Below are 20,053 nucleotides of genomic sequence, written 5' to 3' on the forward strand. Positions count from 1 at the left end.
GTGATCGCTGTCGAGGAACGGGGAGAATAAGACCGTGGAAAGAGGGATTTACACTTAACTGGGGTGTAGTCTGATAGCCAGAAATGTTGTGAAAACGTATACACTAAGTTGAGCATTATTCACTTAACGGGAATCGAAAATGGTCTATCAGGCAAATCCTGCACGTTATGAATCAATGGAATATCGTCGTTGCGGACGCAGCGGCCTCAAACTCCCCGCTATTTCGCTGGGTTTATGGCACAACTTCGGTGATGCGACGCTGCTCGACAACAGCCGTCAGCTTTTACACCGCGCATTTGATTCGGGCATTACGCATCTTGATCTCGCCAATAATTACGGGCCACCTCCGGGTTCTGCTGAAGAAAACTTTGGGCGGATCCTGCGTGAAGATTTCCTTCCGTACCGCGATGAGCTGATTATTTCGTCGAAAGCGGGCTACACCATGTGGGATGGACCGTATGGGGATTGGGGTTCGCGCAAGTATTTAATTGCAAGCCTTAATCAAAGCCTCAAGCGCATGGGACTTGAGTATGTAGACATCTTTTATCATCACCGCCCGGACCCGGAAACGCCGCTTGAAGAAACCATGCAAGCGCTCGACACCGTGGTGCGCCAGGGCAAAGCGTTGTACGTAGGGATCTCAAACTACCCCGCAGAACTAGCCGCGCAGGCAATTGATATTCTTAACGATTTAGGCACACCATGCCTTATTCATCAGCCACGTTATTCCATGTTTGAGCGCTGGGTTGAAGGCGGGTTGCTGGATGTGCTGCAAGATAAAGGCGTGGGCAGTATCGCGTTTTCCCCGCTGGCGGGCGGCCAGCTTACGGATCGCTATCTGGACGGGATCCCAGCCGATTCTCGCGCAGCCAGCGGGAGTAAATTCCTCAACGCCGAACAACTCACCGAGCAGAAGCTGGATAAAGTTCGCAAGCTGAATGCGCTGGCACAACGCCGTGGCCAGAAACTTTCCCAAATGGCACTGGCGTGGGTGCTGCGTGATGACAAAGTGACGTCGGTATTAATCGGCGCCAGTAAAACCAGCCAGATTGATGATGCGGTTGGCATGTTAGCTAATCGTCATTTCACGGCGGCTGAACGGGCAGAAATCGAAGAAATATTAGTGTAACCGCTAACACTTAGCTGATGTAAAAGTCAGCTAAATTAGCAAAAAGTGCTCTCCTTCGTGATTTAGGAGTTGTGGCGATGAAACACTTATTTACCACACCTTAATATTACGCTAACAGACCGCCTGGCGGTTACCGTGTTTAAGGAGAGAGTATGTTCAGGTCACTGATTCTTGCGATTGCATTACTGGCATCGGTACCGCTGGTGGCCAATGCGGGCGAAATCACCCTGCTGCCGTCGGTTAAGCTTCAAATAGGCGATCAGGATTATCGCGGTAATTACTGGGATGGTGGCGGCTGGCGCGACCGGGATTATTGGCGTCGTCACTATGAGTGGCGCGAAAACCGCTGGCACCGCCATGATAATGGCTACCACCGTGGATGGTACAAAGACCGTGGCCGTAGCAGTTTCGAAAAAGGCTATCGCGCGGGCTGGAACGATCGTGACGATCATCGGGGTCGGGGTCGTGGCGGTCACGGACATGGCGGCGGCCATCGCCATTAATGACGCGATAAATGATTTTAAAGTGGGAGCTCAGGCTCCCACTTTTTATTTGATGAAGGGTTAGAGCAGCCGGTAGTTTTTATCCGGAGTGATTTTTTCAGGCACCCGCCCCTCATGAATCATCTCCAGCAAATCAATTTCAATGGTATTGCAGATAGCATTTAAAGGCAGGTCGTTGTCTTCACGTCCAAAAGGGTCTTCTAATTCGGTAGCAATGGCATCCAGCGCCAGTAAGGCATACGTCGTAAACAGTGAAAACAACAGCGAAAGAAACCCAAAGCTATCAATGATCAGCAGCGGATAAATCGTACAATAAATATAAACGGTGCGATGCAAAATCAGTGAATAAGCAAAAGGAATTGGCGTATTACTGATGCGCTCACACCCGCCCTGAATGGTGCTGATATTATTCAGGTAGTGATTAAAGTTTTGATAGTCTAAAGCGTTTCTCTTGTGACGAAAAAGCCAGGTACCAATCTCTTGCAGTAACGCATTACAGGGAGTGGCGACATTCAATTTCTCATACATATAGGGCGTTTGTGTTGTCACCTCAACCGGGATCCGCTCATGCCTCAGCATGGATTTTAATACATTGCAGTAACAGACAATAAAGTTGAGCAGCACTTTCATCTCTTCCTGATTCGCCTGCGTCGTGCTTTTAATTTCCCGCATCAGCGAGCGCGCGGTAATTAACAAATCGCCCCAAAGTTTTCTCGCTTCGGAATAACGAATCCATGCGGCATTATTGCGAAAGCCGAGGAAAATAGAGATAGAAATCCCAATGAATCCAACCGGACTCTCTTTCGCATCAATGCCATGCATATGCAGGAGCGGAAGCACAAAGAGATAAACAATATTAAGCATAAAGAAAAAGAGTAACTGGTAAGAGATTTTCCTCATGATTGAGCCGCGCCATGAGAACAACCGCCTAAACCAATGCTGCTCAGGTCTGACGATCATTATTTATCCTTTGAGCATAAATTCGCCATGTATGCGTATACCGGTAGCAATTTATTTAAGTAATGCTCAAAAACCTGTTTTTTATCAGAAATTAAAATCTCTCCGTCCAGGAGACCCTGTTGATTAATGTATGAGGAGGGAATTTTCATCACGTTATCACCCTGGGTAAGCGGCTGATAATCAATTGTAATTGGCCCTAAAAAACCGGTGCGCACAATGTTCAGCTTGATTGTGCCAAAAAGACTGATCGTTAATTTATTGCTTTGACACTCTGCCACCTGATGGTGATACAGGCGCTCAGTTAATGTGATATTTTTCAGCAGAACCAGAGTATAATTATTCCATAAATTATCCATATGATTTTTTTGATTGTGAATATTACTGGCGTACTCTTTTAAAGATAAATATTGTGACATAGCGTTGGGGCTCCCACCTCAGGTTGGATAATATAATGTCGATAAAATAGAATGGTAATAAATTAACTAGTCGGTGCGCCCACTTTTGGTTAGCGCTTTGATAGTGTCACTCTGGAGAATGAAATCAATATAATTGCGTAGCGTCAGCGTATTGTTTTTATTGCTGGGGTAGATCATCCAAAGCTCAATTCTCTGCACGCTCCACGACGGGAGAATCACATTAAGCTGGCCGCTTTTCAGATACGGCTCAACAATATACTCCGGCAAAATCGCTAAGCCTGTACCCTGCAAAGCCTGCTGTAAAATATAGGTCAGGTTATCGCTGGTATGGCGCAGCGTCATAACCAATTTATAATTACTGCTATCTTGCGAGAGCGTTACGCTTCGCCAGGTTTTATGCGTAATTAAATCACATGAATGTAATTCATCCGGGGAACTCACTTGATGCTTGTGTGCGTATTCAGGCGTGCCGACAATAAATCGATTAAACGTCCCGAGAAAACGCCCGATAAAAGAGTCATCCGAAGGCTTACCGATGCGGTAAGCCACATCAAACGTATCGTTAACCGAACCATAGAATGAGTCAGCAGTGACCAGCTCCAGTTCAACTTGAGGATGCGCTTTTAGAAAATCATGATGTGGCGCAGGCAATGCACTGTACATGAAGCCCGGCGGGGCAATTATTCTCAATTTTCCATTGGGGCTTTCGCGTAATAACTGAATGTGTTCGTCTGCCCGGCAGGCAACATCCATTATTTCATGGCAGTACCGCAAATAACTTTCGCCCGCATAGGTCAGCGAGATTTTTCGCGTAGTGCGATTAAGCAAACGCAGACCAAGATATTCCTCAAGCTCACTTATTTGCTGACTGACGCGAGATTTCGTCATATTCAACTCTTCAGCGGTCCTGGTAAAATTGCCATTTTTTACCAGCGTGGCAAAAAGCGCCATATGGTTAAAGTGTTTGAACATGATAAAGCCCTGGTGTTTCTAAACATCAGTAGAAATCATACATAACCTGGCTGAGGTTGCACAGAGCTGATTGTTCAATAAATCATGCCTGGTTGTTCTGGAAGTAATGACTAATCGAGAGAGGTTAACCGGATATAATCGGCGAAATTGAAAGATAAATAATACTTAATATGGGGTATGAAAGTGACGTTTAATAGTAAAATATTGAGTATACCCTTACTTTTAATATTGCTACTCAATGCTTTTATTGATGTTTTTTTAGGTTCTATTGCTCTGGCAAATCACAATTTTATGATTGTGGGTATTCTGGCTACCGCTTTCGCTATTCAGGGAATGTTTATGACAAGCGTCGCGAAGGGTAAATTTTGCTGACCCCCAATTAATGCGGCCACGAAAACCGTAGCCGCAAAAACTTGCCACTTTAGAGCCCAAGTACTGTGCCGATCAGCAGCCATAAATTCAGGGCCACGACGATCGCAACAATCACCCATCCTACCAGCTTCACCATTCGGGTATTAACCAGATCGCCCATCAATTTGTCATTGCTGGTGAAAATCAGTAGCGGCACCAGCGCCAGCGCAATACCGAAACTTAACAAGACCTGACTCATAACCAGAATACGGGTTGGATCAAGCCCCATCAGAATCACAATAAATGAGGGAGCCATGGTGACCGAGCGACGCACCCAGAGTGGAATATAGAAACGGACAAACCCTTGCATAACGACCTGCCCTGCCAGCGTCCCCACAACGGTGGATGACAACCCTGCCGCAACAAGGCTTAAACCAAAGATGGTGGCAGCGGAGTGGCTCAGCAACGGCTCGAGTGTCAGGTACGCTTCATCAAGATCGGCAACGCCCGTGTGGCCAGAGAAATGGAACGCAGCGGCGGCGGTTGCCATCATCGCCAGGTTCACAAACCCGGCAATCGTCATCGCAATGGCAACGTCCCATTTAGTAGCTGAATACCGTTCCGCACGATTACCACCGTGTAGATGCTGCGTGAGCGACGAGTGGAGATAAATTACGTGCGGCATAATGGTTGCGCCCAGCACACCGGCTGCCAGGAATACCGCCTCGCTGGTTGGCAAACTTGGGATCAACATCCCTTTCCCCAACTCAACCAGTTTTGGCTGGGAGAAAATCAGCTCCACGATGTAAGCCGCCGCCACGAATAGCAATAATCCGCCGATCACTTTTTCAAGCGGCTTTTGCCCGCGCCGTTGCAGCATCAATATCAGGAACGTGGCGATACCCGTTAGCACCGCACCTTGTAATAACGAGACGCCAAGAATCAGTTTAAAACCAATAGCCGCGCCGATGAACTCGGCGAGGTCCGTCGCCATGGCGATAATTTCGGCTTGTATCCAGTACAACCACACCACCGGACGCGGGTAATGGTCACGAATTTGTTCGGCGAGATTTTTGCCGGTGGCGATCCCAAGTTTTGCCGACAGGATTTGGATAAGCATCGCCATCAGGTTGGCCCATACCACCACCCACAGCAATTTATAGCCGAAGCTGGCACCGGCCTGAATGTTGGTCGCAAAGTTACCGGGGTCGATATACCCGATGGCAGCAATAAATGCGGGGCCCATTAGCGCGAGGCGTAATCGGCGCGCTGTGCGGGTACCACTGTTTTCAACGCGACTGTTTGTCATCATCTGCCTCTGAGATATAGCCTTTGCTATGTTTCAAACTATCAAAAGTGAGAATGATTATCAAATTCATTTAGAATGCATAAACTGATTATTTTGATAGACAGAAACAATGAGGGATTACAGGAGCGATTTTATACGCCAGTTAACGTTCTTACGCAGCGTCAAGCGTTATGTTAAGAATCTAAGCATTGACGCAACTTTTACCTTCTTTACTTAACATAGCAGAAATGTATGGTTGATCACTAATTTTGAGATTGGTCACATGACATAACTATAGTGTGCGATTGCTCTCGTTTTCTTATTGCTTGTTTCATAGAATGTGCAACGAAATTAAACCTGCCTCATGTTTGGAGCAATTATGTCCCGCGTTCTTCACTTTGTTTTAGCGCTTGCTGTGGTTGCGCTGCTTGCATTGCTTGTAAGCAGTAACCGTAAGCAGATCCGCATTCGCTTTATTGTTCAGCTATTGGTGATTGAACTTATCCTGGCCTGGTTCTTCCTGAACTCTGAAGTAGGTCTGGGCTTTGTAAGAGGTTTCTCGGAGATGTTTGAGAAACTGCTGTCCTTCGCGAATGAAGGCACAAACTTTGTATTCGGTAAGATGAATGACCAGGGACTCGCATTCTTCTTCCTGAAAGTACTTTGCCCAATCGTCTTTATCTCAGCATTGATCGGGATTTTGCAGCATATCCGCATCCTGCCGATTGTTATCCGCTTTATCGGTACTCTTCTGTCAAAAGTGAACGGTATGGGTAAACTGGAATCCTTTAACGCCGTAAGCTCGCTGATTTTGGGACAATCAGAAAACTTCATCGCCTATAAGGATATTCTTGGCAAGATGTCGCGCAACCGCATGTACACCATGGCCGCAACCGCCATGTCTACCGTGTCCATGTCGATTGTTGGCGCTTACATGACGATGCTGGAACCTAAATATGTGGTCGCAGCGCTGGTATTGAACATGTTCAGTACGTTCATCGTGTTATCTCTTATCAACCCATACCGTGTTGATGAAAGCGAAGAAAACCTGCAAATGTCTAATTTGCACGAAGGTCAAAGTTTCTTCGAAATGCTCGGCGAATACATTCTGGCAGGTTTTAAAGTTGCGATTATCGTTGCAGCGATGCTGATTGGTTTCATCGCCTTGATTTCTGGCCTGAACGCACTGTTTGCAGCGGTTCTGGGTATCTCCTTCCAGGGCATTCTGGGCTACATCTTCTACCCTGTTGCCTGGGTGATGGGTGTGCCTTCTCATGAAGCGTTGCAGGTTGGCAGTATCATGGCTACCAAACTGGTTTCCAACGAATTCGTGGCGATGCTGGATCTGCAAAAACTGGCGGGCACACTTTCCCCACGTGCGGAAGGTATCCTGTCTGTGTTCCTGGTTTCCTTCGCTAACTTCTCTTCTATCGGGATTATCGCGGGTGCGATTAAAGGCCTGAACGAAGAACAAGGTAACGTGGTTTCTCGCTTCGGCCTGAAACTGGTTTACGGTTCTACCCTGGTGAGTATTCTGTCTGCGTCTATCGCAGCACTGTTCCTGTAATTCTCACATTAAAAAACCGGGGTTTTTACCCCGGTTTTTTTACGCCTGAATTTCGTCGTCCTGCCAGCACACCTGATTTCTGCCGCGCGCTTTCGCGGTGTACATTCGCATATCTGCCACTGACTGGACCTGTTCAAGCGTGTATTGCGGATGTTCGCTGGAAGACGCCACGCCCAACGAAGCGGTAACCGGTAGCGCGGTGCCGTCCTCGAGAATCAACGCTGATGCCTCAAGCTCCCACTTAATTCTGGTTGCCACCATAATGCCCGCTTTGAGATCGGAGTCAGGCAGGTAAATGCAAAATTCTTCCCCGCCGATGCGCCCCAGAATATCCTGGCTACGTATCGCCCGTTGTATACGTCGGGTTGCATGAATCAGCACGTTATCCCCGACCAAATGCCCATAGACATCATTCACTTTTTTGAAGTGGTCGAGATCCAATTGCACGAGGGTGTAATCCACATAATTGGGGCTAATTTGCGAGGTCTTCGCAAAGAAACCGCGCCGGTTGAGCGCCCCGGTCAAATCGTCGTGAAGCGCGTGATGCTGCATTTCGCGCTGCAAACTTCCCATGTTCCGCACCAGGCGACAAATCATGCGATGCGCGCCCCACAGGAAAAGCACGAATATCACCCACATGGTGATGAGCAAAATGCTGAAGCGCCCAAAGTCCTCATGTAGCCCCTGGCTAAGGGTTTGGGTACTAATCAATACCGATTGCGTGCCGACAATTTTGCCAAAAGTAATAAATACCGTGCCTGAACGCATCGTGCCACGGGACGTACTTTCCAGCGTTTGGCGTATCGTCTGGAGCTGTTCCGCACTCAGTTGAACGTTATTTACCGCCCCCACGACGCCGGTTAAGGGCTGTAATTGTTCATCAAACAGTTGATAAGCGCTCTGCGTGCTTTCTGGCAATGAATCCGCAAGAAATTCCTGAACCGCCTGGTTATCAAAAGCAATGCCTAACAGCCCAATCCACTCCCCGCCAAAATCAACAGGAATAGAGCCATTGATAAGGGTTTTATTGTCTGTCGCAATATTTTGCCGCGTCCAGAACGGTTCCCGGTGTGGGTTTAGCAGCGGAGAAGCCAGGACAAAACTCCCTTGCTTCTCATGGGGGTTGTAGCTCCTGATTAATAGAGAGTTCACCTCTTGCGATAGAGAGACAATAAATTCACCGTCGCGCGAGATGTAGTACAAATCAGCTGACAATTCGTTTTCCGCCGAGGCCAACGGGAAAAGCCCCTGAATTTTACGTAGGGCATAAAGCTCCTGGCGCACTTCCATTGTTTCTTCCCCACGAGCCACCAGGTCTTCAGCGATAATATCGGGTAAGGGTAATTCGCCTATCCATAGCGGCGAACTGTCGGAATCGCCTTTAATTTCTGACGGAACAATAGCCGCGCCGGGGAAAATAGGGTCATCCATCGCTTCTATAAAGATACGTTTCAGGAAGCGCAGATTATCAATTTTGTAATGGGCTTTGCTCTCAATCCGCGCCACCACGCTTTCAAGATGGCTAAGTTGGCTGGTGCGATACCCGTGGCTAAACAATTTCCCCTGCTGCCAGAATAAAAAAGTTGTCAGCACAAAGACTGAGATAAAAACCAGATGTATCACACGGAGTGTTTTTGCCAACGGCAAGCGAAATCTATTCGCTAAAGAAGTGCTCACAAATAAGCCCTTTCGTCATATACATCTAACATCCTCTTACCTCTCAGCAGCAAGCAGGGGAAGAGGTTCTGGTTTGCCAATCAGATATCCTTGTAAATACTGCACGCCTAACTCATTCAAAAGCGTACGCTGTTCTTCCGTTTCTACAAACTCAGCGACGACAATTAACTGTTTCGCCCGGGCCATATCGCAGATGGATTTAACAATGAGAGGGTCGAGCGAGTCAGAGGTTATGTCTTTGATAAAACAGCCATCAATTTTAATAATATCCGCCTGAAGCCGTTTGAGACGTTCGTAATTCGCATACCCGGTGCCGAAATCGTCAATGGCAATCTTGAAGCCGTGATCACGCAGCAGCGTAATATTCTGCAGCGGAGTTTCTGAGTTTGAAAAAGCCTGTTCTTCGGTCACTTCAATAATGACACTGCAGGTAGGCACCTGATATTGACTAAACAGAGAAACAATTTTCTGGGCAATATCCTTTTGCATTAACGTCAACGGCATAAGATTAACAGAAAAGCGAGGATGCTGGCTGGTATTGGGATGAAGAGATAAAAACTCTACCAGTTTATTTATCACTAACATATCGAAGCGCGTGCTGAGGTTGAACTCAGCAATGACAGGAATAAACTTATCCGGCGTAATAATTTCATCGTCAAAAATGATGCGACTAAGTATTTCGTGATACCCACAACCCGCTGCATTTTTTATCGGCTGCGCATAGAGTGCGACAGGATCCTCTTCATTTAGTGCGTGCTTAATTTTTTGCAGAAGCAACACGCGCTCTGTTGTTTTATCCGATACATAGTCGATTCGGGTATTAAGGCTCAGTACGCGCATTGAAGCGCTCGCCTGATCGGAGAGATAACTTAATTGCCCTAAGGTCCGGTGTAATTCATCAAGATTATTGTCGATAACGCTATATGCAGCGCCGTACTCAATTTCCAGCATCGTGTTGTGCCAGTTTATTTTTTTGCTATTGAGTAAATCAACAATGTGCTCAAGGCGAGCATCGGTTTCCTGGCCAAGGAGAAAAATTAATAACTCACTTCCGGGTAATTGAAAGACTTGTTCATCTTCATGAAGATAAGGGGTTATTTGGTTGGTGATAACGCGTTTGCAATGAATACGCATCATCATGCCGTAATGTCGGCTTAGAAACTCCAGGTTAGACATGCGCAGACAGCAAAGCGTCCCGCCTGGATGGCACTGCACATGATGTTCGAGAGCGCGTAAATTGGGTAACTGCGTGAGCGGGTCAGTAAATGCCTGGGAACGGAAGATGCGTTTCATCCACTCGTTTTTCTTGAACATCATCGTCAAATACAACATACAGACGGAAAACGAGATAAAAACCGAAAGGATAAACGACAGGGAAAATTCGGTATTCACACCGTAGAGAAAACCGTCGTTATAAGTCAGCAGTAGCCACGCAGAAATGGCCCATAGCAGCGCCATTAGACGCGGGCCAAAGTGACGGATACCCAGCGTGAACAATACGAAGATAACCGGCACCAGGTAGCCTGAAACCTGCAACATTCCCCATGATGAACAGAGCACGGCGAGAAGCGCAATCAGGCAAAAACCCCAGGTGAGAGAGTAAAGACGGCGTGGCCCACTAAAATCACGCAACACACAACGCCGCCAGAATGCCCGGGCGTAATTGGGATTTAACATCATTCTTAGCGGATAATAAAATAACACGGTAAAAATGAGTGATGCGGCAATTAAGTTTTGTACATCCACTACCATAAAGATAAGGGAGTTCCCGCCAAAATAGGCAGCCACGTTATCGGGGAAATGAATATAGTGCCCCGCGATATACATTAGCGCTTTAATACTGAGTGGAGCAATAAAGCCTAGCCAGAAGATTCTAATCCCCATGCCTTTATCGGCCAGGGAGTGACGCCACCGGACACCCAAATAATAACGTGCCATAAAACTACAAAATGTTATTGGGAATATCAGGCAAAACACAAATACCATTAACGGCATAAATGAGAAATGAAGGCATAAAGAAAATGCCGCCGCTGAGGCTAAAATCAGAGGAAGGATTGCCACGCGCCCGTAGATAAACACCATCGCAATCATCAAACTCAATGGAAGATAAGCGAGATAAATCTGCTTGCCATCAATAGTGGTGGAAGGTGAAATGTAGCGAGAAAGTGGAACAAGTAAGAGGCATAAAACCAGTGCTGTGACGGATTTTTTGATTGTTGTATTTAAAATCATAAGCTCTGGTGTGAGTATTCTGTCATTGTTTGGCAGCATTATTCGGTGATAAATAATACGTTTATTTATTGCACAAATCAAGTTGACAGAATATTACATCTCTTTCAATTCATTCATTTTTAATACATTTCTACAAAGCGAAATAGTTTGATATACCCTCCTGAATAATTCCTGAATACTGTTTTTCGTAAAAATGCAGAGGTCTGAAACGAAAAAACCCCCGCCATCAGGCGAGGGTTTTAAATTTTGGTGGAGCTAAGCGGGATCGAACCGCTGACCTCTTGCATGCCATGCAAGCGCTCTCCCAGCTGAGCTATAGCCCCACGAATGGGTTTGGTTTTAACGATTCAAATCTTGCTGGTAAAGATTTGGTGGAGCTAAGCGGGATCGAACCGCTGACCTCTTGCATGCCATGCAAGCGCTCTCCCAGCTGAGCTATAGCCCCGTAACCGTGAAACCGTGTCGTATCGACGGGCGGCATCATATGAAACCCATTCCATAGTGTCAACGGCAAATTCTTCTTCTGCGATCAATCGTCGAAAAAGCAAGCAATCCAGGCAAACCTAATTGCATCTCGTCTTGCTGTAGTTAATCCTGTCACAGTTTCCAGTAAAATGTTCCTCTAAAATGAACCTCTAATAACCCTTTTGAAATTAAGGAAAATCTTGTGCTCAAGGAACGTATGACCCCGGAAGAGCTGGCGGTGATCACTGGTTATAGCCGCCAAACAATTAACAAATGGGTACGAAAGGAATGTTGGCTCACTTCGCAGAAGCCCGGTGTTCAGGGTGGGAAAGCTCGCCTGATTCATGTGGATGAACGTGTTCGCGAATTTATTAATAACGCAAAACGCGTTTCTGAGAAGTTAGGCAGTTACCACGTCAATGACACCTCACTCGAAGCCATTCTGATGAACTCGTTGAAACAGATGTCGATTTCAGAACAAGAAAAGATGTCAGCTTTGCTTTTGCGGGAAGGGATTGCGGGCGTGCTAAAACGTTTAGGTATTCGCGATGACTAACGCGAGTACTATAAAGCCGGCATAAGCCGGCTTTATAGTAAGTACGCTCAGTTACTGATTTTTGCGTTATTGCTGTGCTTCGCGCGCGGCAATATATTCCAGAGCCTTATTGATACGGGCAATAGAACGTTGTTTACCAATCGCATGAACGGTAACGTCAAGACCCGGTGACTGGCCTGCGCCAGTTACCGCAACGCGCAGCGGCATACCCACTTTACCCATTCCCACTTCCAGCTCATCAGCCGTTGCCTGAATGGCGTTATGGACATTTTCCGCCGTCCAGTCGCTTAAAGCTGCCAGTTTGTCGCGCACGACTTCCAGCGGCTGGCGCGCAACCGGGCGTAAATGTTTCTTCGCCGCATCCGCATCAAATTCGCTGAAGTCTTCATAGAAGTAGCGGCAAGTTTCCGCCATCTCTTTCAGAGTCTTACAGCGATCGCCCAACAGTTTCACCAGTTCAGCAAGCTCAGGGCCGGTACGGGTGTCGATGTTTTGCTGCTCGATGTGCCATTGCAGATGAGTCGCAACGTATTCCGGCGCCAGATGATTAATGTAGTGGTGGTTGAGCCACTGCAATTTTTCAGTGTTAAACGCGCTGGCGGATTTGCTCACTGAATCTAGCGTGAACAGTTTGATCATCTCTTCACGCGTGAAGATCTCTTGATCGCCATGGGACCAGCCCAAGCGCACCAAGTAGTTCAGCAGCGCTTCTGGCAGATAGCCGTCATCACGGTACTGCATAACGCTGACCGCACCGTGGCGTTTAGACAGTTTTTTACCATCGTCGCCGTTAATCATGGAAACGTGGGCATAAAGTGGAACCGGGGCATTCAACGCTTTCAGGATGTTGATCTGACGCGGCGTGTTGTTGATGTGGTCTTCACCACGCACAACGTGGGTAATTTCCATATCCCAGTCATCTACCACCACGCAGAAGTTATAGGTTGGAGAACCATCGGTGCGGCGAATGATCAGATCGTCCAGCTCCAGATTGCTGAATTCGATCGGCCCACGGATTTGGTCATCAAAAATAACAGACCCTTCTTGCGGGTTGGCAAAACGCACAACGCAAGGTTCGTCGGTTGCGTGATGCTCATGACCGTGACGGCAGCGACCGTCGTAGCGTGGTTTGTCGCCATTCGCCATTTGTTCTTCGCGCAGCGCTTCAAGGCGTTCTTTAGAGCAGTAGCATTTATACGCGGTGCCCGCCTCTAACATTTCATCGATAACGGCGTTGTAGCGATCAAAGCGTTTGGTCTGGTAGTACGGGCCTTCGTCCCATTCCAGGCTCAACCAATTCATGCCATCCATAATAGCTTCGATAGCTTCAGGCGTTGAACGCTCAAGGTCAGTGTCTTCTATACGCAGCACAAACTCGCCGCCGTGGTTACGAGCAAAAAGCCATGAGTAAAGAGCAGTACGAGCACCACCAACGTGCAGATAGCCCGTTGGGCTTGGCGCAAAGCGAGTTTTGATTTTCATTGAACGGCCTTAATTACGCAAAAGTACCGGGAAACCGGCAAATGCCAGGGAATATTTAGTCGACAACATTCTACCACTCCAGTCTGATTCCTCAATGTCGATACCTTTCAATGTCAGCAATCCCTCTATTCTGGTGGCAAATCAATCGACAATGGGTATTTGTTGATCGCATTGATTATTTTTACGACGAACGAACAAAATCTTTAGAAAAGGCGTTGACTCATTTTCAACTCTCCCTATAATGCGACTCCACACAGCGGGGGTGATTAGCTCAGTTGGTAGAGCACCTCCTTTACACGGAGGGGGTCGGCGGTTCGAGCCCGTCATCACCCACCATTCATCAGTGAGTGATACCGCAGTGTAGCAAGAGATAAGATTTGGGTGATTAGCTCAGTTGGTAGAGCACCTCCTTTACACGGAGGGGGTCGGCGGTTCGAGCCCGTCATCACCCACCATTATCTTTTCTTGCAATAGCAGTACCGAAGTTTGGGTGATTAGCTCAGTTGGTAGAGCACCTCCTTTACACGGAGGGGGTCGGCGGTTCGAGCCCGTCATCACCCACCATTCGGGGCGTTAGCTCAGTTGGTAGAGCAGTTGACTTTTAATCAATTGGTCGCAGGTTCGAATCCTGCACGCCCCACCAATGTAGAAAGGCGCCCTAAAGGCGCCTTTTTGCTATGTGCGATTTACTCCACTCTTTCCCTCAAGTTTTCCCCTCTTCAGGCCGATACCTCTTCTACTCAGTCTTTCAGGGAAACATCATGAGCAATACCATTACCACATCTACCCCTTCGCTACAGTCCAATGCTTCCAACTCAGCAAGTTCTGGTGGAAATGACCTTGCTTCACAAATCAGCCGTATCACTCTGCAAATCACCAAACTGACGCAACAAGCGAAAGATATTGCTAACGGCAGTGGCTCCGTTGATGAAAAACAAAAGCAGCAAGAGCTGATTCAGGCGCAAATTAAAATGCTACAGGCTCAACTGGCACAGTTACAACGCCAGCAGGTTGAAGAAGCGCAGCAAAAACAACAGCAGCAGCAACCCAAAGTGGAAGGTGTGAACAAACCTTCTGAAGCACACCAGATTGATATCTACATCTGATCGTGATTAAAAAGCGGATCGCCCTTGCGCGCAGCGGTTAATTGCTGCGCCTGCTGGCGAACAGCCTGCCAGATAGCCTCCGCCGCGCGGGAAAGAGAACGGTTCTTGCGGCGCACCAACATTAATTGCCGATCCACAACCGGGATCAGAGGCCGTACAACCAGCGAGCGTTCCTGAGGTAATGGCAGCGCCAACGCGGGAAGCACGCTAATACCAATCCCCGCTTCCACCATTGGGAAGAGTGTCGCAGGGTGGCCAATCTGTTGAACGATATTTGCTTCAATGCCCTGGCGCATCAACGCATCATCAATCAGTGGTCGACTGCCTGAGGCGTAATCCTGCAATACCAAATTTGCCCCTTGTAGCGCTTGCCAGGGCACCTGCGCCTGCGCCGCAAGCGGATGATCATTGCGGCAAAGTAATAGAAAGGGTTCAGAGAGAACCCCTTCACAATCCAAATCGCCAGCCTGAATGGGGTCGATAACCATGCCAAAATCAACTTCACCCTGGCGAATACTTTGCAGCACCCATTGTTGTGGGCGGTCATGCAGCACAAAGCGAATGGCTGGAAACTCGAGTGCGGCGGCGGCAATAGACTGCGGCATCAAATGAGCCGAGATAGTCTGGCTTGCAGCGACTCGAACGGTTCCGCTTAACTGATGGCCGACGCTTCGTGTATCCAAAAGCGTCGCGGTAAGTTCTTCCAACAGGCGTTCAAGGCGCGCCGCGAGTTGCTGCCCGGCATCCGTCAGCACCACTTCACGCGTGGTGCGATCCAGCAGTTTGACGCCTAACTCACTTTCCAGCTCTTTTACACTGTGGCTCACAGCCGATTGGCTGAGGCCAATTTGCTCCCCTGCCCGGCTAAAACTGCCAGCATGCGCGACTGCAACAAAAACTTTTAACTGACGTAGGGAATAATTCATCTAATAAATTCATTAATGCATTCAATAAATCAATTTTATTTCTAAAATCGTTAAAAGCACAATAGCGCTACACCAGTTTGAGGAATGATGATGAAACTCTTTCGCGTACTCGACCCTTTTACCCTGACGCTCATTTTTGTCGTCCTGGTAGCGTCTTTCTTTCCCGCTCAGGGAAGTTACGTTGGTTTTTTTGAAGGACTGACAACCGCCGCCATTGCACTGCTCTTTTTTATGCACGGCGCAAAACTTTCTCGTGAAGCGATTATCGCGGGCAGCAGCCACTGGCGTTTACACCTGTGGGTGATGTGCAGCACGTTTGTTCTTTTTCCGGTACTGGGCGTGCTCTTTGCCTGGTGGGCTCCGGTAAACGTCAGCCCTGAAATTTACACGGGCTTTCTTTATCTGTGCATTTTGCCTGCCACGGTTCAATCGGCCATTGCCTTTACCTCTCTTGCCGGTGGTAACGTGGCCGCCGCAGTATGTGCCGCTTCAGCTTCAAGCCTGCTCGGTATCTTCCTTTCGCCGGTATTAGTTGGCATGGTCATGCATGTGCATGGCGCTAGCGGCAGTTTGCAGCAGGTTGGCAGCATCATGTTGCAGCTATTAGTTCCATTTGTGGCGGGCCACCTTTCTCGACCGCTGATTGGCGATTGGGTCGCGCGTCATAAAAAATGGATTGGTAAAACCGACCAGACGTCAATTCTACTCGTTATCTATACGGCATTTAGTGAGGCGGTAAGGCACGGGATCTGGCACAAAGTCGGCCTGGGTTCGCTGCTGTTTATTGTTGTCGTGAGCCTGGTTTTACTGGCCATTGTCATCGCCATCAATACGTTTGTCGCAAGACGCATGGGCTTTAGTAAAGCAGATGAGATCACTATCGTATTTTGCGGTTCGAAAAAGAGCCTGGCGAACGGTATTCCAATGGCGAACATTTTGTTCCCGGTGGCTACTGTCGGAATGATGGTATTGCCGCTTATGATCTTCCATCAACTGCAATTAATGATTTGCGCAGTGCTTGCCCGGCGTTATCAGAAAGAGACACAGATGGCGACCAAAGCCGCCACCGATAATAGCTGATAAGCGTTTAGTGCCGCTTGAGGGGCTTTACCAGCCCCTCTAATCCTTCCGTTTTAATCAATAATGTGAGTCGCATCAGCTCGCCAAGATGCCCCTGAGGAAACTCGTCTTTGCGAGCAAACCACAGCAGATACTCTTCTGGCACGTCAATCAACACGCGGCCTTTATACTTGCCGAAGGGCATCACGGTATTGGCTATCTCAATAAGCTGTTCTTTATCCATCTCACTCACCTAATAAGCGAATCATTTCAGCTTCATCAATCACATCGATGCCAAGCTCCTGTGCTTTGGCAAGTTTTGAGCCCGCCGCTTCACCGGCAATGACCAGATCCGTTTTCTTCGACACGCTACCCGCAACTTTAGCCCCCAACGCGACCAGTCGCGCTTTTGCATCGTCACGCGACATAATGCTTAGCGAACCGGTTAGCACCACCGTTTTACCGGCAAATGGGCTGTCAATCTCTTCTGCTTTGATAACAACCGGGGCGGGCCAGTGAACGCCTGCTTCTTCCGTCAACTGGCGGATAACTTCCCGATTGCTCTCTTCTGCGAAGAAGTTGAAAGTATGGGTGGCGACGACAATGCCCACATCAGGTACTTTTTGCAGATCGTCAACAGTTGCCGCAATCAGCGCCTCAAGCGTACCAAAGTGCGCCGCTAAACCCGCCGCTGTCGCCTCGCCGACTTCACGAATACCCAGCGCATAGAGGAATCGCGCAAAGGTCGTTTCTTTAGATTTCGCAAGTGCTTCGACCACATTTTGCGCGGATTTCGGCCCCATACGGTCCAGGCCGGTCAGTTTGCCTGCCGTCAGGCGAAAAAGATCTGCAGGCGTATGGACGTACTCTTTTTCGACCAATTGATCGATGATCTTATCGCCCATACCGTCGACATCTAATGCGCGGCGAGAGACAAAATGTTTGAGCGATTCTTTGCGCTGCGCGCCGCAAATCAGGCCGCCCGTACAGCGCGCCACCGCTTCGCCCTCCACGCGCTCTACGTCTGAGCCACATACTGGGCAGTGGGTCGGGAAAACAATCTCCGTGGTATGTTCCGGGCGCTCAGACTCCACGACACCAACAACCTGGGGGATAACGTCTCCGGCACGGCGAATAACCACACGGTCGCCAATTCTCAAACCCAAACGGTCGATTTCATCGGCATTATGCAGCGTGGCATTGCTGACCAGCACACCTGCAACCTGAACCGGCTCCAGACGTGCAACCGGCGTAATCGCCCCGGTACGCCCGACCTGGAACTCAACATCACGAACAAAGGTCATTTGCTCTTGGGCCGGGAATTTGAACGCTACGGCCCAACGCGGCGCACGGGCAACAAAGCCCAGCGTTTCTTGCAGCGCAAGGGAATCAACTTTAATGACCACGCCGTCAATATCAAAACCTAACGTCGGGCGGTCAGCCTCCACCTGGTGGTAAAACGCCAGCACTTCTTCTGGCGTTTTGCACAGACGAATGCGATCGCTAACCGGTAAACCCCACTCTTTAAACTGCTGTAAACGACCGTGATGGCTGGAGGGTAATTCGCCACCTTCCAGAAGGCCGACGCCGTAGCAGAAGAATGTCAGCGGACGTTTAGCAGTAATTCGTGGATCGAGCTGGCGCAACGATCCCGCCGCCGCATTACGCGGGTTAGCAAAGATTTTCCCACCGGTGCGACGTGCCTCTTCATTTATCTTTTCAAAACCCGCCTGCGGGAGGAACACTTCACCGCGCACTTCGAGGCGACGAGGAATATTCTCCCCGCGGAGTTTCAGTGGAATCGCGCGGATAGTGCGCACATTGGCGGTAATATTTTCCCCGGTCGTTCCGTCGCCACGCGTGGCAGCGCGAATCAGGACACCCTCTTCATACAATAGGCTCACCGCCAGGCCATCCAGCTTCAGCTCGCAGCAAAAAGTGACGGCTTCAGCACTTTTCAGGCGATCTTGCACTCGTTTGTTAAAGGCCAGATAGCTGGTTTCATCGAAGACGTTATCCAGCGAAAGCATCGGGACTTCGTGGCGGACCTGGGTAAATTCGCTGAGCGGAGCCGCCCCAACGCGCTGCGTAGGGGAATCAGGGGTGATGAGGTCTGGATGCGCCTCTTCCAGAGCGCGCAACTCTGCCATCAGGCGATCGTATTCCGCATCCGGGACTTCTGGGTTATCAAGCACATGATAAAGATATTCATGATGGCGAAGCGTGGTTCGCAGTTGGGTAATTTGTTGTTCGATTGTGTCCATATCGCACCATCAATATAAAAAACCCCCGACATGCGGGGGTTTGGGAAGAAACATGTTCAGGACGGCTATTAGTGGCTGGCGTTGGCTTCAACCACTTCGCGGATACGATCCTGATACTCACGCATTTTTTGCGGTGTCATCATGCGACGTTGATCATCCAACACGACGCCACCGACTTCATCAGCAATGTGCTGAGCAGACTGGAGCATCAACTTAAAGTTCTGCGCTGGATCGCCATAAGACGGCACTTGCATGAAGATTGTTACGCCAGGCGTTGCAAAGTTCGTCATGCCTTCGGGGTCAAATGAGCCAGGCTTAACCATATTCGCGAGACTGAACAGAACCGGACCGCTGCCATCAGGGCTGAGGTGACGATGGAAAATGTTCATTTCACCAAAGATAAAGCCTGCTTGCTGAATACTGTTTAACAGCACATCGCCATTAATCATGCTGCCCGCATGCGCAGAAACGTTCAGAACAATCACCGTCTCTTTACGACGAACCGGAGCTTCCGATGCCGGAGCAGGTTGCGCCGCTACAGGTTCAGGTGCCAGTTCAACATGCTGAGCAGGTGGAACCGCAGGCTGCTGAATGGTTGGCTGTTGAACCGGCGCTTGCGGTGCCACTGGCTGCGGTTGCTGTACCGGCTGTTGGTAGGCCGGTTGCTGATGAACAGCAGGCTGCACATGTTGCTGAGGTACCGGCTGGTGAATCGGCGCAACAGGCACTTCCTGACGCGGCGCAACCGGTTCAGGTTGACGCACGGGTGCACTCTGACGTGGCTCAGCCGAAGCGTATGGCGGTTCGTACTGGTGTTGAGGCACCTGCGGCTGACGAGGCATTTCTGACTCGCGAGTCGTTGTTTCCGGCGCAGGGTTAACCCGACGCACGCGCACCTCACCTACTCCATCATCTTGCTCATCGTCAGCCTCGTCGTCATCCGACTCGTATTCGTCACGCTTAGATTTCAGGCGCTTCATTGGACGATCACGAAAAATGGATGAACGTTCCTTACGACTCGTCCACAGACCGTGAACCAGTAAGGCTATTATGGCGATCGCGCCAACAATGATTAATATCAGACGCAAATCCTGCATCAT

The 20,053-nt window shown here is 48.9% G+C and carries 18 protein-coding genes and 6 tRNA genes; 10 read left to right on the forward strand and 14 right to left on the reverse strand.

The window, feature by feature from the left end; genetic code table 11:
* Positions 1–139 precede the first annotated feature (139 nt).
* Together mgrA and AB1E22_RS03615 are read left to right on the forward strand one after the other, a co-directional pair.
* Complete coding sequence (gene mgrA / locus AB1E22_RS03610; protein WP_367594127.1) at positions 140–1,129, forward strand: L-glyceraldehyde 3-phosphate reductase; 990 nt, start codon at positions 140–142, stop codon at positions 1,127–1,129.
* Between the two features lie 152 nt (positions 1,130–1,281).
* Positions 1,282–1,632 (forward strand): DUF2502 domain-containing protein, encoded by a 351-nt coding sequence (locus tag AB1E22_RS03615; protein WP_367594128.1) that lies wholly within the window; start codon positions 1,282–1,284, stop codon positions 1,630–1,632.
* Positions 1,633–1,692: 60 nt separating this feature from the next.
* On the opposite strand, the gene AB1E22_RS03620 is transcribed toward AB1E22_RS03615, so the two are convergent.
* The 5 genes from AB1E22_RS03620 to AB1E22_RS21800 all read right to left on the reverse strand — a co-directional run bounded on the left by AB1E22_RS03620 (position 1,693) and on the right by AB1E22_RS21800 (position 5,710).
* Positions 1,693–2,592, reverse strand: coding sequence for a bestrophin family protein (locus tag AB1E22_RS03620; protein WP_367594129.1), 900 nt, complete (start codon positions 2,590–2,592; stop codon positions 1,693–1,695).
* The gene (locus AB1E22_RS03625) at positions 2,592–3,008 is read right to left on the reverse strand and encodes a hypothetical protein (protein ID WP_367594130.1); all 417 of its coding nucleotides are present in this window, start codon (positions 3,006–3,008) and stop codon (positions 2,592–2,594) included. The genes AB1E22_RS03620 and AB1E22_RS03625 overlap by 1 nt, the downstream gene beginning before the upstream one ends.
* A 66-nt stretch (positions 3,009–3,074) precedes the next feature.
* The gene (locus AB1E22_RS03630) at positions 3,075–3,980 is read right to left on the reverse strand and encodes a LysR family transcriptional regulator (RefSeq protein ID WP_367594131.1); all 906 of its coding nucleotides are present in this window, start codon (positions 3,978–3,980) and stop codon (positions 3,075–3,077) included.
* 421 nt (positions 3,981–4,401) lie between these two features.
* The gene (locus AB1E22_RS03635; protein ID WP_367594132.1) at positions 4,402–5,640 is read right to left on the reverse strand and encodes an Nramp family divalent metal transporter; all 1,239 of its coding nucleotides are present in this window, start codon (positions 5,638–5,640) and stop codon (positions 4,402–4,404) included.
* A complete protein-coding gene (locus tag AB1E22_RS21800; RefSeq protein ID WP_437178368.1) occupies positions 5,621–5,710 on the reverse strand; it encodes a hypothetical protein in 90 nt (29 codons plus the stop codon). The genes AB1E22_RS03635 and AB1E22_RS21800 overlap by 20 nt, the downstream gene beginning before the upstream one ends.
* 288 nt (positions 5,711–5,998) lie before the next feature.
* Here AB1E22_RS21800 and AB1E22_RS03640 point away from each other — a divergent pair, with 288 nt between their 5' ends.
* The gene (locus AB1E22_RS03640; RefSeq protein WP_367594133.1) at positions 5,999–7,186 is read left to right on the forward strand and encodes a NupC/NupG family nucleoside CNT transporter; all 1,188 of its coding nucleotides are present in this window, start codon (positions 5,999–6,001) and stop codon (positions 7,184–7,186) included.
* 39 nt (positions 7,187–7,225) lie between these two features.
* Here the strand turns inward: AB1E22_RS03640 and AB1E22_RS03645 are convergent, their stop codons facing one another.
* The 4 genes from AB1E22_RS03645 to AB1E22_RS03660 all read right to left on the reverse strand — a co-directional run bounded on the left by AB1E22_RS03645 (position 7,226) and on the right by AB1E22_RS03660 (position 11,540).
* Positions 7,226–8,863, reverse strand: a complete 1,638-nt coding sequence (locus tag AB1E22_RS03645) for a diguanylate cyclase (RefSeq protein WP_367594134.1) — start codon at positions 8,861–8,863, stop codon at positions 7,226–7,228.
* A 36-nt stretch (positions 8,864–8,899) separates the two neighbouring features.
* Positions 8,900–11,095: an EAL domain-containing protein gene (locus AB1E22_RS03650; RefSeq protein ID WP_367594135.1), complete on the reverse strand. Its 2,196-nt coding sequence runs from the start codon at positions 11,093–11,095 to the stop codon at positions 8,900–8,902.
* Between the two features lie 247 nt (positions 11,096–11,342).
* Positions 11,343–11,418: transfer RNA gene (locus tag AB1E22_RS03655), tRNA-Ala, on the reverse strand.
* Positions 11,419–11,464: 46 nt separating this feature from the next.
* Positions 11,465–11,540: transfer RNA gene (locus AB1E22_RS03660), tRNA-Ala, on the reverse strand.
* Between the two features lie 222 nt (positions 11,541–11,762).
* On the opposite strand from AB1E22_RS03660, the gene AB1E22_RS03665 reads away from it, so the two are divergent.
* Complete coding sequence (locus AB1E22_RS03665) at positions 11,763–12,116, forward strand: YfeC-like transcriptional regulator (RefSeq protein WP_367594136.1); 354 nt, start codon at positions 11,763–11,765, stop codon at positions 12,114–12,116.
* A gap of 66 nt (positions 12,117–12,182) precedes the next feature.
* Here the strand turns inward: AB1E22_RS03665 and gltX are convergent, their stop codons facing one another.
* On the reverse strand, positions 12,183–13,598 hold the full coding sequence (gene gltX / locus AB1E22_RS03670) for a glutamate--tRNA ligase (RefSeq protein ID WP_367594137.1): 1,416 nt from the start codon (positions 13,596–13,598) through the stop codon (positions 12,183–12,185).
* Positions 13,599–13,858: 260 nt separating this feature from the next.
* Here gltX and AB1E22_RS03675 point away from each other — a divergent pair.
* The 5 genes from AB1E22_RS03675 to AB1E22_RS03695 all read left to right on the forward strand — a co-directional run bounded on the left by AB1E22_RS03675 (position 13,859) and on the right by AB1E22_RS03695 (position 14,704).
* Positions 13,859–13,934 (forward strand) — tRNA-Val (locus AB1E22_RS03675).
* A gap of 43 nt (positions 13,935–13,977) precedes the next feature.
* A tRNA-Val gene (locus tag AB1E22_RS03680) sits at positions 13,978–14,053 on the forward strand.
* Between the two features lie 33 nt (positions 14,054–14,086).
* Positions 14,087–14,162: transfer RNA gene (locus tag AB1E22_RS03685), tRNA-Val, on the forward strand.
* Positions 14,163–14,165: 3 nt separating this feature from the next.
* A tRNA-Lys gene (locus tag AB1E22_RS03690) sits at positions 14,166–14,241 on the forward strand.
* A 118-nt stretch (positions 14,242–14,359) separates the two neighbouring features.
* Positions 14,360–14,704, forward strand: a complete 345-nt coding sequence (locus AB1E22_RS03695; protein WP_367594138.1) for a FlxA-like family protein — start codon at positions 14,360–14,362, stop codon at positions 14,702–14,704.
* Here the strand turns inward: AB1E22_RS03695 and AB1E22_RS03700 are convergent.
* Positions 14,695–15,630, reverse strand: coding sequence for a LysR family transcriptional regulator (locus AB1E22_RS03700; protein ID WP_367594139.1), 936 nt, complete (start codon positions 15,628–15,630; stop codon positions 14,695–14,697). The genes AB1E22_RS03695 and AB1E22_RS03700 overlap by 10 nt on opposite strands.
* 90 nt (positions 15,631–15,720) lie before the next feature.
* Between AB1E22_RS03700 and AB1E22_RS03705 the strand changes: the two genes are divergently transcribed.
* Positions 15,721–16,710: a bile acid:sodium symporter family protein gene (locus AB1E22_RS03705; RefSeq protein ID WP_367594140.1), complete on the forward strand. Its 990-nt coding sequence runs from the start codon at positions 15,721–15,723 to the stop codon at positions 16,708–16,710.
* 7 nt (positions 16,711–16,717) lie between these two features.
* Here AB1E22_RS03705 and AB1E22_RS03710 read toward each other — a convergent pair whose 3' ends face one another.
* From AB1E22_RS03710 to zipA, 3 genes are all read right to left on the reverse strand, one after another.
* On the reverse strand, positions 16,718–16,933 hold the full coding sequence (locus AB1E22_RS03710; RefSeq protein ID WP_034459012.1) for a DUF3820 family protein: 216 nt from the start codon (positions 16,931–16,933) through the stop codon (positions 16,718–16,720).
* A 1-nt stretch (position 16,934) separates the two neighbouring features.
* The gene (ligA, locus tag AB1E22_RS03715) at positions 16,935–18,953 is read right to left on the reverse strand and encodes an NAD-dependent DNA ligase LigA (protein ID WP_367594141.1); all 2,019 of its coding nucleotides are present in this window, start codon (positions 18,951–18,953) and stop codon (positions 16,935–16,937) included.
* A gap of 68 nt (positions 18,954–19,021) precedes the next feature.
* The gene (zipA, locus tag AB1E22_RS03720) at positions 19,022–20,053 is read right to left on the reverse strand and encodes a cell division protein ZipA (RefSeq protein WP_367594142.1); all 1,032 of its coding nucleotides are present in this window, start codon (positions 20,051–20,053) and stop codon (positions 19,022–19,024) included.

The sequence above is a fragment of the Buttiauxella gaviniae genome (assembly GCF_040786275.1).
Classification (GTDB): domain Bacteria; phylum Pseudomonadota; class Gammaproteobacteria; order Enterobacterales; family Enterobacteriaceae; genus Buttiauxella; species Buttiauxella gaviniae_A.